We start from the raw sequence: 14,542 nt of genomic DNA on the forward strand, positions 1-14,542 counted from the left end.
TTCTGTCTCGTTTGTGATAAAAACGAATGACTGACATTTTGTCAACGATTCATTTGAATTGAGACGATTCTATACAGGGCAATTCCTGTGCCAAAGATTTTTTCCTGTAATACGGGAAGTAATGGAAGCAATTGTTATTTTTGTCATAGAATAATTAGACAATACGAATGAATACCATTTTATTTGATGATAAAAGTTGGAGTACGTTAAGGCCTCTTACCTTGACCCGTCCGGTTTCCGAGATTCGGGTAGGTATTCTCACGCTCAGAGAGAAGTGGGAAAGAAGGTTGAATAACTCCGTTTCCTATTTAACAAGTGATTATCTTCAGGAGAAATATCCCTTGCGGACGGAGGATGATAATTTGTGGATAAATGCCTCCGTATGTGCAAACGCGGACCTGGTTGCTGCTGTTCGTCGTTTGGAATCGAATGATTTGTTGCTCGGAGAACAGGGAGTCGTGATTGCCGTGCGAGGCGGTAAACAGGTGGCTGATAGGTTAAGAAAAGAGGAGTTCGCCGCGTTCCGTTCCCTGGAATATTCGGGAGAATGCACGAGGATAATTTATCCTTACCATGTTTTTGCTTATAATGCCGGGGAATTACTTCTTGATTTCGATTTGTTGACAAAGGGGAGAAAGAGCGCTATTTTGGAAGATAGCGTACGGGTACACGGAAAGTATCCTGTCTTTTTGGAAGAGGGGGCTGTTGTCCGGTACGCGACGATTAATACGGACGGCGGACCGGTGTACATAGGTAAGGAAGCGGAAATCATGGAGGGAGTATTGATCCGGGGGCCATTGGCCATGTGTGAGCATGCTGTATTAAATATGGGAGCGAAGGTCTATGGAGCAACGACTTTGGGGCCTTACTGCAAATGCGGCGGGGAATTGAATAATGTCGTGTTTATCGGGTATTCCAATAAAGCGCATGATGGTTTTTTGGGAAATTCGGTTATAGGCGAGTGGTGTAATTTGGGTGCGGATACGAATAATTCCAATTTGAAGAACACGTATGTAGAGGTTAAGCTGTGGGATTACGACACCCGGCATTTTCGGAAAACGGGTTTGCAGTTTTGCGGTTTAATCATGGGGGATCATTCGAAAATGGGAATCAATACGATGATTAATACGGGAACCGTTGTAGGTGTCGGGGCTAACATTTTCGGTTCCGATTTTCCGAGGAATTTTATCCCTTCTTTTTCCTGGGGAGGGGCTTCCGGTTTTGTAGAGCATCAAATGCGTCAATTTACGGTTACGGCAGAAGCTGTGATGAAAAGACGGGGAAAAGTTTTCGATGACGTGGAAAAACGTATTATCGATCGAGTCTTCGAAGATACCCGTGAATTCAGGACGTTTAAATAGTAAAAAAAGTCGCTTATTAAAAAATAAGCGACTTTTTTATATCGTATCTGAACGATTATTTTTTTCTGTTTTCCATGTGTGATTTATAACGGTTCATGAATTTATCGACACGTCCTGCGGTGTCGATCAATTTGATTTTACCGGTATAAAACGGGTGTGAAGAGTTGGAAATTTCCATCTTAATCAGAGGATATTCTACTCCATCAATTTCAATAGTCTCTCTTGTTGCGGCTGTTGACTTGGTAATAGTAGTCATTCCGTTAGACATATCTTTAAATGCTACTAATCTGTAATTTTCAGGATGTATGCCCTTTTTCATCTCGTATATAATTTTAAATTTGTTTCTACTTTAACGGCCAGCAAAGATAGTCCATTCATTATAAATCACAAAGAATTTCATTGACTTTTTTTTATCTCTTTGAAAAGTTCCTGAATTCGTTCGGACGAATACGGAATAAAAGTCGGGATACTTGTCGTTGATCCGTTTATAATAATCGAAGGCGGAAAATGGGTTTATCCACTTCCGCCTTCGAACGGTTTTGCTTATCAATATGCTCCTCTTTAAGATAATTCCTTTTGTAGAGACTCGAGTAATTCTTTACCAACAAACTCCTCGAAGATTTCGGGTGTAGGTTTGTCTTTTTGCATCTTTAAAGCTGAAAGGTATTTGGCTTTATCCTCTCCCGGAATAACGATGAGCGGTTCGTTAAATAACATTTGGATGTAGTTCATCAACAGCAAGGCCACCTCGATATTTCCCTCTCCGAACGGTTTGATGTGCAGGAAGCGATAGTGGAAACGGGCTCCTAATTTTACCGTCATGATATCGTGCACCTGATCCAACTCTTCATTAACTTTCTTGCATAATTTGTCAAGCATATCCGGAATTTGAGTATAATCGGAGAGCACTCCTTCCTCGTAGTACTCTTCTCCCAAGCGGAAATCACCCAGTGACGTATCGTATCGGCCGACGGTGGTTGTCTCCTCTTTTCCCGTGTGTTTCATTACCAAGGCGCTGACATCCCGTACAAATTCCGAAGAAAATTTTTTCTGTTGTTTGGAACATCTGACAAGATACAAAAAGGCGGATTCCAAATCTTTTATTCTGTAAATGTCCCATTCGGTTATTCGTTCCGGGGTATTTTTTTCGTTGAGAACATCCAGAAAATCTTGCTTTTTAACTGTAATTCCTTCTAATCTGGCAATCTCGTAGAGTAATGTTTCCACTAAACGAGAGGGATAGCCTTGAGCTTTAATGTTATATTTATCGAGGTATTCAGCCCTCATTTTACATAATTCTTGCCACATTTTTCTTACTTTTTAGTTTGTGATAAGTACGTTCTCCAAAGAGAAATTGTTATGTTTTCGTGAGTTTTTCTTGGGGTGTTTTTATAACTTTGCCGCCTAAAAGAGTTATTTATGCTGAAGAGGAGTATTCATAATAATATACCTGTTTATCGGTTTACGGGATTGGGGAGTTGTTCTCGTCTTGTGCATTTTATTTCCGGTCGTGAAGGTGGTGTCAGTCGTGGAGGGCAGTCTTCTTTAAATATCGGTTTTACAGAGGAGGATAAGAGAGAGAATGTATTGAAGAATCGACAACTGTTATTGTCGGAAGTAGGAGTGGATTTATCGACGTTGACGACCGGGGAACAAAAACATACGACCCATGTCGAGGTCGTGCTTGAAAATAGCATCGGGTGCGGGGGAAGAGAACGGGAAACCCGTTTGCCGGAGACAGATGCCTTGATTACTGCTTTACCGGAGGTTTGTTTGATGGTGTTAGCCGCCGATTGCGTACCTATTTTACTTTACGATACGGAGAGGTGCGTGATTGCGGCGATTCATGCTGGATGGCGGGGAACGGTGGGGAAGATTACCTCTCGGGTCGTCGCCCGGATGGAAAAAGAGTTCGGATGTAATCCTAAAGACATAAGAGCCGGCATAGGACCTTCTATCGGGAAGTGTTGTTTTGAAGTGGGCGAAGAGGTCGTCGAGATCGTCCGGAAAAATTTGAATCGCTGGGAAGACTTGGTAGAGTCGGGGGAAAATCATGGGAAATACAATTTCGATTTGTGGGAAGCTAATCGCAGGGAGTTGACGGAGGCCGGTTTATGTTCCGGTTATATTGAAGTAGCCCGTATTTGTACGGTTTGTAATCGGGATCGTTTTTTCTCTTACCGGGGAGACCGGGGAGATACCGGGCGCTTCGGGGCTGGAATAATGATGAAGAAAAAGTGTTGACGGGAATTTACGGTATTCATGTTAGATTTTACGGCTATTGATTTTGAAACTGCCAATCGTTACCCGACAAGTGCATGCGCTATCGGTCTGGTTCAGGTACGAAACGGAAAAATCGTAAATGAATTTTTCCGTTTGATAAAGCCTGAGCCTTACTTTTTTTACCGGAAGTTTATAGATATACATGGAATCACCCCCGAGCAGGTTGCGGATGCTCCTTTATTTGAAGAGCTTTGGGGAGAGATTGCCTCTTTTTTGGACACGGATGCGTTGGTGGCCCATAACGCGAGTTTCGATATGCGGGTATTGAAAGCCTGTTTGGAGAGAGCTGATATTTATACCCGTTTACCCCAACATTATTGTACCTATCAGTTAACCCGGAGATATATAAAAGAGTTACCGAATTATCGTTTGAACACGGTGTGTGATTATTTCGGAATAGCGTTAAATCACCATGAAGCGCTGAGCGATGCCCGGGGAGCTGCTCAAATCATGTTGCAATTGGAGAATTATAAAAAATGACGGTATTACCGTCATTTTATTATAATTGGTTGATCATTTCCCGGAAAATTGCAGTCATTCGGGGTTGTGCATGATTGCCCACGTCTTGCACCTCTTCGTGATTTGTCTTTATCAGCTCTTCGTTAGCTGTACTATTGGTGATTACCGATATACCGAAACATTCCATATTCATATGTCGGGCTACAATAATCTCAGGTACCGTAGACATGCCCACGGCATCTCCTCCGATGACTCTTATCCAGTTATATTCTGCTGGTGTCTCGAAAGAAGGCCCTTGCAAGCCGGCGTATACACCTTTTTGTAGTTTAATATTCAGTTTCTTGCCGACCTCTTCCGCCAAATAGATTAATCTTTTACTGTAAGCCTCGGTCATGCCCGGGAAGCGAGGGCCCAGCTCCTCCATGTTTTTTCCCCGTAACGGATGTTCCGGGAAGAGATTGATATGGTCTTTTATGATCATGAGGTCTCCTACCAGGTAGTTGGTGTTTACTCCGCCTGCCGCATTGGAAACGAACAATGTTTTCACCCCTAAGGCGTGCATCACTCTCACGGGAAAAGTAACTTCCTTCATGCTGTATCCTTCGTAGAAGTGAAAGCGTCCCTGCATGGCGATCACGTTTTTATTACCGAATTGGCCGATCAACAGTTTACCTTGATGCCCTTCGACTGTCGATACCGGAAAGTTGGGGATTTCCGCGTAAGGGATAGCCTGTTTTATTTTAATGGATTTTCCGAGTTCTCCTAAGCCCGTACCAAGGATGATACCTATCGAATATTCTCCGTCTAAAAAAGGATAGATAAAATCTTTACTTTCTTTTATTTTGCTTAGCATAGTTGTGTATATTTTTGATGAGTTGATCTTTGGAAGTTAAAAATTCAGGTTCGATAGGTATATAAAACATACGTTCCCTAATTTCATCGGGAAACTCGTATGAAACCAAGCGGGTTGCGTCTTTTTCCGTTGTGAAAATGTACTTGTCCGGTTGATCCATTTTATTGAATTCCTGAATGATTTTCTGTATGTCGTTGTTCGTGAAACGATGATGATCCGGAAAAGTTAAAAAAGAGACCTGTCCGAAAAGCGTTTTCAAATGTTCCTGATAGGGGCCCGGTTGTGCGATCCCCGTAACGCATAAGACGACGCTATTATTATTTTTTAGGTATTTACTCTTGCCGTCCAACGGGGTAATGTCCCCGTATTTCATGGTGGTAAACAGCAGTTCCTGATAAGCTTTTAGCTTCAGATTTTTATAGATGATTCTTTTTTCTATCGGAGTGATATTGGAGGGACATTTGGTGATGATGACATAATTGGCCCGTTCCAAAGCGCTGTGATGTTCGCGTAACCGTCCCAAGGGAAGGAGATGATCCTTATAAATAGGACGGTTATAATCGATCAACAGGATATTGATATCCGCTTTCACGTATCGGTGTTGAAATCCGTCGTCAAGAATAATGATATCCGGAGGATTGGGTAATTGTTGTAGTTTTTTCACCCCTCTGACTCGGTCGGCATCGACGGCAACCGTGATATCCGGAAATTTATTTTTTATTTGCTTGGGTTCGTCTCCGATTTCGTCTGCCGTGGAATTTTCTGTCGCCAATATGTATCCAGATGTTTTGCGCTTGTATCCCCGGCTTAAACAGGCTACGCGATGGTCTTTCTGGAGTACGTTAATGATGGATTCCGTGTGGGGTGTTTTTCCCGTGCCTCCGATCGTGATATTACCGATACAGATGATGGGAACATCGAACTCTTTTGACTCGAGAAGACCCAGATTAAACAAACGGTTCCTGATACTTACGCCTAATCCGTAAAGTATGCTTAAAGGCCATAGGACAAGATATTTAACCACTATGCAGATTTTTAAAGTTAGTAATTGAACCTTACTGTTTCAGTTGAATGATACGTTGTAAGGGATACGTGCGACGGCTCCTTGTATACTTAACCATGTTTTTTGGGTCGTATACAGTTCGTAGTATGCCCCTAATTCGGATTTTATGATTTGGTTCTTTACTGTCTCCGAAAGATTTAAAATCAACTCTTCTATCGGATTTCTACTCGTTGGCAGTTCTACGATTTGGTATTGAGTTGATTTTATCTTGTCGGCTGCAATGCGTATGGCATCGTCCAAACCGCCGAGAATATCGACTAACCCGATGCTGAGGGCATCGGTACCCGTCCAGACTCTCCCCTGGGCGATTTCATCGACCGCCTCTTTACTCATGTGGCGTCCTTCGCTAACCCGACTTAAAAAGGTATCATATCCCCGGTTAATATAATTTTGCATAACGTTTCTTTCGTAAGAGGTAAGTGGCCTGGAGCTTACGGGAAGAGGAAGGGGATAACCGCCTCCGAAGTCGCTGTGTTCGTTGGTTTTTACGACGTTGGTAGAGATACCTAATTTATCCTTTATCAGTTCTTCACCGTTGAATAGAAGTCCGAAAATACCGATGGAGCCCGTTAATGTCATCGGGTCGGCGACGATCGTGTCGGCGGCGCATGAGATGTAATAGCCTCCGGAGGCCGCGACGTTGCCCATGGAAACAATGAATGGTTTGGCGTTGGCGGCTAATTTGACTTCCCTCCAGATGATTTCGGAAGTTAAGGCACTTCCTCCCGGGGAATTTACTCTCAAAACGATGGCTTTGATGCTTTGGTCTTCTCTGGCATTTCGGATCGTTTTGGCTAACTCCGGCCCGATCGTGTTTGAGTTTTGTTCGAAACCGATCTCTCCCTGGGCATAAATGACAGCTATTTTGTCGGCCGTGAAGTCGAGGTTAGGAGCTAAACTTTTGAAATAATCCGGTAATGAGGCTATCTCTACTTTTTGGTTGGCTTCCTGTCCGCAGGCCCTTTTCAGTTTATTCAACATCTCGTCCTCGTATATCGTCCCGTCGAAAAAGCCTTCTTGCTCGAACTCTTGTGTCGTGTATACCCGGAAGTTGTCGGTCAGTCGATTGATTTTCTCCACCGGAATATGCCGGGCTTCGGATATTCCTTGTATTTGAGTATTCCATAACGAGTTCAAGTAGGTTTGTATTTGTTCCCGGTTAGCCTCACTCATGTGATCGTCCATAAACGGTTCTACGGCGGCTTTGAACTTACCCACTCGGATGACCTCCGGTTTTACTCCTATTTTTTTCAGCAGATCTTTATAGAATGCGACTTCTGCGCTCATTCCGGTCAGTAAGAGCGGGGCTTCCGGATTGACAAAAAGGCTATCGGCGACGGATGCCAAATAATAACTTTTTTGCGAATATCCCAGATTGGAATAACTATAAATAAATTTTCCGCTTTTTTTGAAATCTATTAAGGCATTACGTATTTCTTCTATACTTCCCAATCCACCGAAGTTCGAGTTGATTTCGGTAAGATCCATATAAATACCGGCGATCCGGCTGTCTCCGGCCGCTTGATAAATACTTTTCAATATGTTGTTCAGTCCCATCAGTTTGCTGGGGGTCAACGATTTGAAATCGAAATTTTCAATCGGATTATCCGATGCTTTGTCGGGTATGGCATGTTGTAAGGAGAGTTTTAATATCGTATTGTCTTTGATGGTAACGGTCGTGGTCGACATACTGGCAATGGCACCGATCATCCCGATAAGTATAAAAAAGAAAAAAATATGTACGATGACGATACCGACGATTGTTGCTAATGTATACTTTAAGAAGCTTCTCATACTGTTTTTTTTAAAGATTAATCTTATTTGTGCAGCAATATGTTTTTTACAAATGTATACATATAATTTTGCTACAGCAAATTTAAAGTTAGGCTTATTTTGTTCGCGTTTGTTTTTTTAATAGTTTTACGCATACGTTGTAATTAAAATGAAGTATACGAATGAGCAAGTTTGAAGTTGTCGGAGGAAAACGTTTAAAAGGAGAACTTATCCCTCAGGGAGCAAAGAATGAGGCATTACAGGTGATATGTGCGACTTTGTTGACAAAAGAAAGGGTGACGATCAGTAATGTACCGGAAATATTGGATGTGTTGAAGTTGATAGAATTATTACGAGGAATGGGCGTGTCCGTAGAGAGGATTCGTAAAGGAGAGTATGCTTTTCAGGCCTCGGATATTGATTTCGGCTATTTGGACACCGAGGATTTTTATAATAAAGCGGCAAGTTTGCGGGGATCTATCATGATTCTTGGTCCGCTTTTGGCCATATACGGTTATGGATTGGTGCCGAAACCGGGAGGAGACAAAATCGGACGTCGTCGTTTGGATACCCATTTTTTAGGATTTGAGAACTTGGGGGCTTCTTTTGAATACGATGCCGTGAAAGGGTGTTTTAAGGCTTCCGCGCAAAAATTGAAAGGGGCCTATATGCTGTTGGATGAGGCTTCGGTGACAGGTACTGCCAATATCGTGATGGCTGCTGTTCTGGCGGAAGGTGTAACCACTATTTACAATGCAGCCTGCGAACCTTATATCCAACAGCTGTGCAAGATGTTGAATGCCATGGGAGCTAAAATTTCAGGTATCGCCTCCAATTTGTTGAGGATTGAAGGTGTAGCCTCTTTAAAAGGGTGCAGTCATCGTTGTTTGCCCGACATGATCGAGGTCGGGAGCTATATCGGGTTGGCGGCGCTGACCCGATCGGAGATTACGATTAAAGATGTTTGTATCGAGCAATTGGGCATTATTCCGGGGGCTTTTCGGCGTTTAGGAATCCGGGTGGAGGAACGAGGCGACGATCTGTATATTCCCCGGCAGGAACATTATTTGATTGAGGATTTTATTGACGGTTCCATTTTAACCGTTGCGGATGCTCCTTGGCCGGGGTTGACTCCTGACTTGTTGAGTGTGTTCCTGGTCGTTGCCACTCAGGCGAAAGGTAGTGTGCTGATTCATCAAAAAATGTTCGAAAGCCGGCTCTTCTTTGTCGATAAGTTGATAGATATGGGAGCTAAAATTATTTTGTGCGACCCGCACCGGGCTACGGTGATAGGGCAGAACCATGAATCCCAGTTGCGGGCAACGAAAATGACTTCTCCGGATATTCGTGCCGGAATCGCGTTGTTGATTGCCGCTCTTTCTGCCCAGGGAACAAGCGTAATTCATAATATCGATCAGATTGATCGCGGTTATGAAAACATTGACGAAAAATTGAACGCAATCGGGGCGGAGATCAGAAGAGTTTAACCTTCCCGCTTTAACACGAGTAAGGAATCCGGACATTCGGCAAAATGTTCGGATATTTTTTTACCGGTTAACGGATGTATAAAATCCGGTATGATCTCATTTAACGGGGTCAGGACAAAATTTCGTTCTGTTATCCGGGGATGGGGAATAACCAAATCAGGAGTATGTATGATGCATGAATCGTAAAACAAAATGTCGATGTCTATGGTACGGGAACAATATCGGGAGGAGGTGCGTTTTCTGCCGAGTATTTTTTCGGTTTCCATGCATTTTTTCAATACATTTTCAGCTGATAAGCAGGTTGAATATAGGGCTGCCTGGTTGTAAAACGTATCGGGAGATTCGAATCCCCACGGAGCCGTTTCGTATAAAGAGGAGATGCTGCGGATCTTCCCGATCTCTTCCATCAGCCTCATGGCTTCTTGAATGACAGCCTTTCGGTCACCCATATTACTTCCGAAAATAAGAGTTACCTCCATTATGAGCTTTGGGTTAATACGTTCATCTGTATAAATTTCAACCGGAGTGTCCGGATATGATTATTACCTCCGGACAAAGTTATTTTTTAGGCAGGGAGTTAATTGTGTTTTTTATAATGAATTTTTTTATTGTTGTTTCCGTTTGTATTCCCGTTTTTGGCTTGGGGTTTGTTGGCTGGTTTGCCTTTTTTTTGCAGGAGGTCTTTAGAGTGGGAGAGAGTCATGCCTTCTGGCATCTCAATATTGCCTCCGTATAACGTGTTGATATCATTGTAAATTTGCTCGTCTTCGACGGAATCTTTATTCCAGGTCAGGAATGATTTTTTCATGTGATTGGCCGTCAATACGGTTAGAACGCGCTTCAGTTCGGGATCGTCGGTTTCTTTTATTTTTTGGATTAATTTTTCGGTTAACAAACCGTAGTGTTTATATTTGATATGGTGGTTATTGTATTCTAATTTTTCGGGTTTCTCGTGTAATTTCTCTATAGACGGAAGAGGATAGGGAGTATCAATATCCAAACTGAAATTAGACATGATGGCCAGATGATCCCAAAGTTTATGACGGAAATCGGGAACATCCCGAAGGTGGGGATAAAGGTTTCCCATGACGCTGATTACGGTTTTGGCTGCACGGGTCCGTTCTTCCCGGTCTTCGATAGTCGATAAATGATCTATCATTTTTTGAATATTTCTTCCATACTCGGGAAGAATCAATTTCTTTCTTTGGGTATTATAATTATATGCCATGTATAGGATGTTTAAACTTTAAAATTGATTTTGGAAACTTCGGAATAAGAAAATTTCTACCGAAATAATTTAGTTTTATCTGTTATTGTCATAGAATATGGGACAAATATAATATAAATTGTTTATAAGTCATTAATATTAATCTTCTTGCACGTATAGTTTTGCAAATTTTAACAATAAAATCTTCTGACCGTGTTTGGAAAAATACACTTTCGCTTTTCTGTTTACTCCCAATCCTTCGAGGGAAATGACTTTTCCCGCCCCGAAATTAGGGTGAAAAATAACCATGTCCGGAACGACGGCATCTGTCGGTAGTATTTTCAGTTTGGAAGTATCTATTGCAGGTACTTCTACGTTTTTTAAAGGAGTTTGGTTTGTTCTGGCATATCTTTCTGTGTGTGCCGGCGTTTTGAAAACAGGTAGTTCGGATGACGGGCGGGCCGGGGCAAAGTATCCATCCAGGTAAAGCGGGTTCATTTCACCGATGAACCGGGAGGGTTTCGGATAGACGATGTTTCCGTTTTTATAGCGAGTAGTCGTGAAACTGATTAAAATCCGCTTTTCGGCCCGCGTTAGAGCCACGTAAAAAAGGCGTCGTTCTTCTTCCAAGGCAGATGGAGAGAAGGTACTTTGTTGAGCGGGGAAAAGATCTTCCTCTACACCGACTATAAATACGTTGGGAAACTCGAGACCTTTTGCCGCGTGAATCGTCATCAGGGTTACCTTTTCCCGATCTTCCGGTTTTTCACTGTCCTGATCCGTCAGAAGGGCTACACCTTCTAAGAACGCCGGGAGTTTATCTTCTCTTCCTTCTTTGTAAGCCGTTTCGCTGAATTCTTTAACGGCGTTCAATAATTCCTGGATGTTCTCTTTTCGGGATACCCCCTCCGGTGTATCATCCGTTGCCAGGTCTTCAACTATTCCGGAGGCTTTTGCTATCCGAGAGACTACCTCATAAGCATTTTCTGTTTCTGCCGATTGGGAGAAACCTGTTATCATCTCTCGGAAATGATTCAGTTTGCTGACGCTGCCGGCAGACAGGATGCCGGGAATTTTATTTAGATTGCAGAGTACGGTCCAAATACTGACGTTGTATTTGGTCGCAACTTCTTTCAGTTTGTCGATCGTCGTATCTCCGATACCCCGTCGCGGATAGTTGATGATTCGCTTCAACGCCTCTTCATCGTTTTGGTTTACCGTTAACCGTAAATAGGCTAACAGGTCTTTGATCTCCTTGCGCTGGTAGAAGGAGAGCCCTCCATATATCTTATACGGAATGTTTCTTTTACGAAGAGCCTCTTCCATGATTCTGGATTGGGCGTTGGTCCGATAGAGTATGGCAAAATGGCTGTAATCCGATTGTTCGGTTTGCGCTAACTTGAAAATTTCGTTCGCTACTTGAAATCCTTCCTCTTTGTCCGACATCGTTTTCAATACGCGGATCTTCTCTCCCTCTTCGTTTTGAGAAAAGATGGTCTTGGGTATCTGTTCTTTGTTTTTGCAGATAATACTGTTAGCAGCCTCCACGATCGTTGTGGTCGAACGATAGTTTTGCTCCAATTTACAAAGTTTATATTCCGGATAATCGTTTCGGAAATTCAGGATATTCTCAATCCTGGCTCCCCGAAATGAATAGATGCTTTGGGCATCGTCTCCCACGACACATATATTTTTATGTATCTCGGACAGTTTTTTGATGATGAGATATTGGGAGTAGTTCGTGTCCTGATACTCATCCACTAAAATGTAATTGAATTTTTGCTGGTACTTGGCCAATATTTCGGGAAAATCCCTGAAAAGAATATTGGTTTGCAACAGCAGATCGTCAAAGTCCATGACATCGCTTTGCTTGCAGCGAAGCTGATAGTATTTGTATATTTCACTGACCATCGGCTTTTTGGCAGCCTGGTCTGCAGCTGTAATCTTGGCCGATTGAGCATAAGCCTGAGCTATGATCAGGTTGTTTTTAGCCATGGATATCCTGCCGAGTACGTCGCTCGGTTTATATACCTTGTCGTCCAGTCGTAAATCTTTGATAATGGATTTGATCAGGTTCTTGGAGTCTTGCGAGTCATATATGGTAAAATTAGAACTGTAACCGAGGTGTGAGGCTTCCGTTCTCAATATTTTGGAAAAAACGGAGTGAAATGTCCCCATCCATAAATTGGCTGCCTGCTCTTGTCCGACAAGCGCTGCAATGCGTCGTTGCATCTCTCTGGCGGCTTTGTTCGTGAAGGTAAGGGCTAAAATGCGATAAGCCGGAACTCCTTTACTTAGGAGTTGAGCTATCCGGTAGGTCAAGACACGGGTTTTTCCCGAGCCTGCTCCTGCAATGACAAGTGTTGGCCCTTCCGTGTTAAGCACGGCTTCTTTTTGACGCTCATTTAACTCATTTGCAAAATCCACGATAATTTTTTTCAGGGAAGAGATTTTCTTCCGAATTTCTTTTGGAAAAGAGTCTTTAAATCGTTACGAGACTCCTTTTCTACCGGTACAAAAATATAAAATCCTTTTTAATTCGGGAGAGATATGTTCCATATTTTTAGAATTGTTGTTTTTCTGTTCGGACCGACGGAATCAGAAATAGGGATGAGGTTGAAAAAGGACGAATGAATATTCCGATTGTAAATAAAAGTAGTATCTTTAAAACGTAAAAATTGATTTATGCAAGCAAAATACGCTTATAACGGTTTGATCGGAAAATACTATCTTGTTGAAAAGGACGGGAGGTTGGTCCGGTTATGGTTAGGAGATCGGGTATCGTTGGCTCCGGCTGAGATTGAAATGAAAGAGACCCCCCTGATTCGAGAAGCTAAAAGTCAGTTAGACGCTTATTTCGATAAACGTCTTCAAGTGTTTGATTTACCTTTAGCCCCGGAAGGGACTCTCTTCCAAATGAAAATATGGGAACTCTTAAGGTCGATACCTTACGGGTGTACGATCACTTATGGCGAATTGGCCGAGAGGGCCGGAGATAAGAATGCTTGTCGTGCGGTCGGGATGGCGAATGGCCGTAATCCGCTTCCTGTTTTTATCCCCTGCCATCGGGTGGTCGGGGCCGGAGGTAAGCTGACCGGTTACACGGGAGGTCTGGAGGTGAAAATGAAATTGTTGCGGTTAGAGGGCATCGAGTGGCTGTAATATCATATCCGGTTTACGAAGTTGATGCTGTGACAGGCTACTATTCCGGCGGTTTCTGTTCGTAATCGGCTTTCACCTAACGTGATAGGGATGAAATGATGAGAAAAAGCCGAGAGAATTTCTTTTTTTGAGAAATCGCCTTCCGGTCCGATTAATATCGTGGCATTACTTTCCGGGGAGTATACCTCGTCTAACCTTTTTTTGTCTCCTTCTTCACAGTGGGCGATATATTTTACCCCGTTCCGCTCTTTTGCTATAAAAGTTTGGAATTCTGTCAACGGATTCAATACGGGGCGGTAGGCCTTTAAAGATTGTTTCATGGCGGAAACGATGACTTTTTCCAAACGATCCGGTTTGATTATTTTCCGTTCGGAATGATCGCATAGGAGAGGGGTAATCTCATCAATCCCGATCTCCGTGCATTTTTCTAAAAACCATTCCATACGTTCTATGTTTTTGGTCGGAGCGATGGCAATGTGAAGATGAAAATTTCTTTTTCCGTAATTCTCTTTTTTCTCGATACAACGAACCTCGCAACGTTTGATGTCAGCTCGGATGATCTCGCATCGGTAAAAACCGCCGCGTCCGTCAATCAGATGTACTTCATGGCCCGTTTCCAGCCGGAGAACTTTAATACAATGTTTGGACTCCTCTTCCGACAAAATGTATTTTTCTCCATCAATATCCGGAGTATAAAACAGATGCATAATTTTAGATTTATTGATGATGCAAAAATAGAAAATCCGAATCAATTTGCAATTGATTCGGAGGTGCGTAAAGCCCGAAAGTAATTTTAGATTTATGATGATGGTTCTGAATTTTCCCTCTTTAAAGCATAAATCTAAAATCCTCCTCCCAATCCATGCCTCCCCCAATCTTTTAATCTCTCGATCT

The 14,542-nt window shown here is 42.7% G+C and carries 14 protein-coding genes; 5 read left to right on the forward strand and 9 right to left on the reverse strand.

Features of this window, described 5'->3' with window-relative positions:
• Nucleotides 1-167: 167 nt before the first annotated feature.
• Nucleotides 168-1,361, forward strand: coding sequence for a GlmU family protein (locus tag DMB45_RS06365; protein WP_041502823.1), 1,194 nt, complete (start codon nt 168-170; stop codon nt 1,359-1,361).
• 55 nt (nt 1,362-1,416) lie between these two features.
• Here DMB45_RS06365 and DMB45_RS06370 read toward each other — a convergent pair whose 3' ends face one another.
• On the reverse strand, nt 1,417-1,680 hold the full coding sequence (locus tag DMB45_RS06370; protein ID WP_041502824.1) for a type B 50S ribosomal protein L31: 264 nt from the start codon (nt 1,678-1,680) through the stop codon (nt 1,417-1,419).
• A 242-nt stretch (nt 1,681-1,922) separates the two neighbouring features.
• A complete protein-coding gene (locus DMB45_RS06375) occupies nt 1,923-2,669 on the reverse strand; it encodes a Fic family protein (protein WP_041502825.1) in 747 nt (248 codons plus the stop codon).
• Nucleotides 2,670-2,780: 111 nt separating this feature from the next.
• Between DMB45_RS06375 and pgeF the strand changes: the two genes are divergently transcribed.
• Nucleotides 2,781-3,605 carry a peptidoglycan editing factor PgeF gene (pgeF, locus tag DMB45_RS06380; protein WP_041502826.1) on the forward strand — a complete coding sequence of 275 codons (825 nt, stop codon included), beginning with the start codon at nt 2,781-2,783 and terminating at the stop codon, nt 3,603-3,605.
• Nucleotides 3,606-3,623: 18 nt separating this feature from the next.
• Nucleotides 3,624-4,124 carry a 3'-5' exonuclease gene (locus tag DMB45_RS06385; RefSeq protein WP_041502827.1) on the forward strand — a complete coding sequence of 167 codons (501 nt, stop codon included), beginning with the start codon at nt 3,624-3,626 and terminating at the stop codon, nt 4,122-4,124.
• A 19-nt stretch (nt 4,125-4,143) separates the two neighbouring features.
• Here DMB45_RS06385 and DMB45_RS06390 read toward each other — a convergent pair whose 3' ends face one another.
• From DMB45_RS06390 to sppA, 3 genes are read right to left on the reverse strand one after another with little or no spacing between them, the layout of a single operon-like run.
• Entirely contained in the window at nt 4,144-4,956 is an 813-nt protein-coding gene (locus DMB45_RS06390; protein WP_041502828.1) for a purine-nucleoside phosphorylase, read from the reverse strand.
• Entirely contained in the window at nt 4,931-5,980 is a 1,050-nt protein-coding gene (gene lpxK / locus DMB45_RS06395; RefSeq protein ID WP_316929907.1) for a tetraacyldisaccharide 4'-kinase, read from the reverse strand. Before lpxK ends, DMB45_RS06390 begins: the two co-directional genes overlap by 26 nt.
• Before the next feature lie 39 nt (nt 5,981-6,019).
• Nucleotides 6,020-7,813, reverse strand: coding sequence for a signal peptide peptidase SppA (gene sppA / locus DMB45_RS06400; protein WP_041502830.1), 1,794 nt, complete (start codon nt 7,811-7,813; stop codon nt 6,020-6,022).
• A 161-nt stretch (nt 7,814-7,974) separates the two neighbouring features.
• Between sppA and murA the strand changes: the two genes are divergently transcribed.
• Nucleotides 7,975-9,279 carry a UDP-N-acetylglucosamine 1-carboxyvinyltransferase gene (gene murA, locus DMB45_RS06405; protein ID WP_041502831.1) on the forward strand — a complete coding sequence of 435 codons (1,305 nt, stop codon included), beginning with the start codon at nt 7,975-7,977 and terminating at the stop codon, nt 9,277-9,279.
• On the opposite strand, the gene folK is transcribed toward murA, so the two are convergent.
• From folK to DMB45_RS06420, 3 genes are all read right to left on the reverse strand, one after another.
• Nucleotides 9,276-9,758 carry a 2-amino-4-hydroxy-6-hydroxymethyldihydropteridine diphosphokinase gene (gene folK / locus DMB45_RS06410; protein WP_041502832.1) on the reverse strand — a complete coding sequence of 161 codons (483 nt, stop codon included), beginning with the start codon at nt 9,756-9,758 and terminating at the stop codon, nt 9,276-9,278. The genes murA and folK overlap by 4 nt on opposite strands.
• 98 nt (nt 9,759-9,856) lie before the next feature.
• Nucleotides 9,857-10,507: a DUF4290 domain-containing protein gene (locus DMB45_RS06415; protein ID WP_041502833.1), complete on the reverse strand. Its 651-nt coding sequence runs from the start codon at nt 10,505-10,507 to the stop codon at nt 9,857-9,859.
• Between the two features lie 138 nt (nt 10,508-10,645).
• Nucleotides 10,646-12,913, reverse strand: coding sequence for an ATP-dependent helicase (locus DMB45_RS06420; RefSeq protein ID WP_181416496.1), 2,268 nt, complete (start codon nt 12,911-12,913; stop codon nt 10,646-10,648).
• A gap of 258 nt (nt 12,914-13,171) precedes the next feature.
• On the opposite strand from DMB45_RS06420, the gene DMB45_RS06425 reads away from it, so the two are divergent.
• Complete coding sequence (locus DMB45_RS06425) at nt 13,172-13,648, forward strand: methylated-DNA--[protein]-cysteine S-methyltransferase (RefSeq protein WP_041502835.1); 477 nt, start codon at nt 13,172-13,174, stop codon at nt 13,646-13,648.
• Nucleotides 13,649-13,650: 2 nt separating this feature from the next.
• Here DMB45_RS06425 and DMB45_RS06430 read toward each other — a convergent pair whose 3' ends face one another.
• The gene (locus tag DMB45_RS06430; RefSeq protein ID WP_041502836.1) at nt 13,651-14,355 is read right to left on the reverse strand and encodes a 16S rRNA (uracil(1498)-N(3))-methyltransferase; all 705 of its coding nucleotides are present in this window, start codon (nt 14,353-14,355) and stop codon (nt 13,651-13,653) included.
• Nucleotides 14,356-14,542 lie beyond the last annotated feature (187 nt).

Origin of the sequence: Sanguibacteroides justesenii (genome assembly GCF_003204205.1) — a bacterium.
GTDB classification, from domain to species: domain Bacteria; phylum Bacteroidota; class Bacteroidia; order Bacteroidales; family Marinifilaceae; genus Gabonibacter; species Gabonibacter massiliensis.

Excerpts from the sequence above, each read along its gene's own strand:
- DMB45_RS06365 (WP_041502823.1), top strand. The coding sequence starts at position 168 with ATGAATACCATTTTATTTGATGATAAAAGTTGGAGTACGTTAAGGCCT.
- DMB45_RS06370 (WP_041502824.1), bottom strand. The coding sequence starts at position 1,680 with ATGAAAAAGGGCATACATCCTGAAAATTACAGATTAGTAGCATTTAAA.
- DMB45_RS06375 (WP_041502825.1), bottom strand. The coding sequence starts at position 2,669 with ATGTGGCAAGAATTATGTAAAATGAGGGCTGAATACCTCGATAAATAT.
- pgeF (WP_041502826.1), top strand. The coding sequence starts at position 2,781 with ATGCTGAAGAGGAGTATTCATAATAATATACCTGTTTATCGGTTTACG.
- DMB45_RS06385 (WP_041502827.1), top strand. The coding sequence starts at position 3,624 with ATGTTAGATTTTACGGCTATTGATTTTGAAACTGCCAATCGTTACCCG.
- DMB45_RS06390 (WP_041502828.1), bottom strand. The coding sequence starts at position 4,956 with ATGCTAAGCAAAATAAAAGAAAGTAAAGATTTTATCTATCCTTTTTTA.
- sppA (WP_041502830.1), bottom strand. The coding sequence starts at position 7,813 with ATGAGAAGCTTCTTAAAGTATACATTAGCAACAATCGTCGGTATCGTC.
- murA (WP_041502831.1), top strand. The coding sequence starts at position 7,975 with ATGAGCAAGTTTGAAGTTGTCGGAGGAAAACGTTTAAAAGGAGAACTT.
- folK (WP_041502832.1), bottom strand. The coding sequence starts at position 9,758 with ATGGAGGTAACTCTTATTTTCGGAAGTAATATGGGTGACCGAAAGGCT.
- DMB45_RS06415 (WP_041502833.1), bottom strand. The coding sequence starts at position 10,507 with ATGGCATATAATTATAATACCCAAAGAAAGAAATTGATTCTTCCCGAG.
- DMB45_RS06425 (WP_041502835.1), top strand. The coding sequence starts at position 13,172 with ATGCAAGCAAAATACGCTTATAACGGTTTGATCGGAAAATACTATCTT.
- DMB45_RS06430 (WP_041502836.1), bottom strand. The coding sequence starts at position 14,355 with ATGCATCTGTTTTATACTCCGGATATTGATGGAGAAAAATACATTTTG.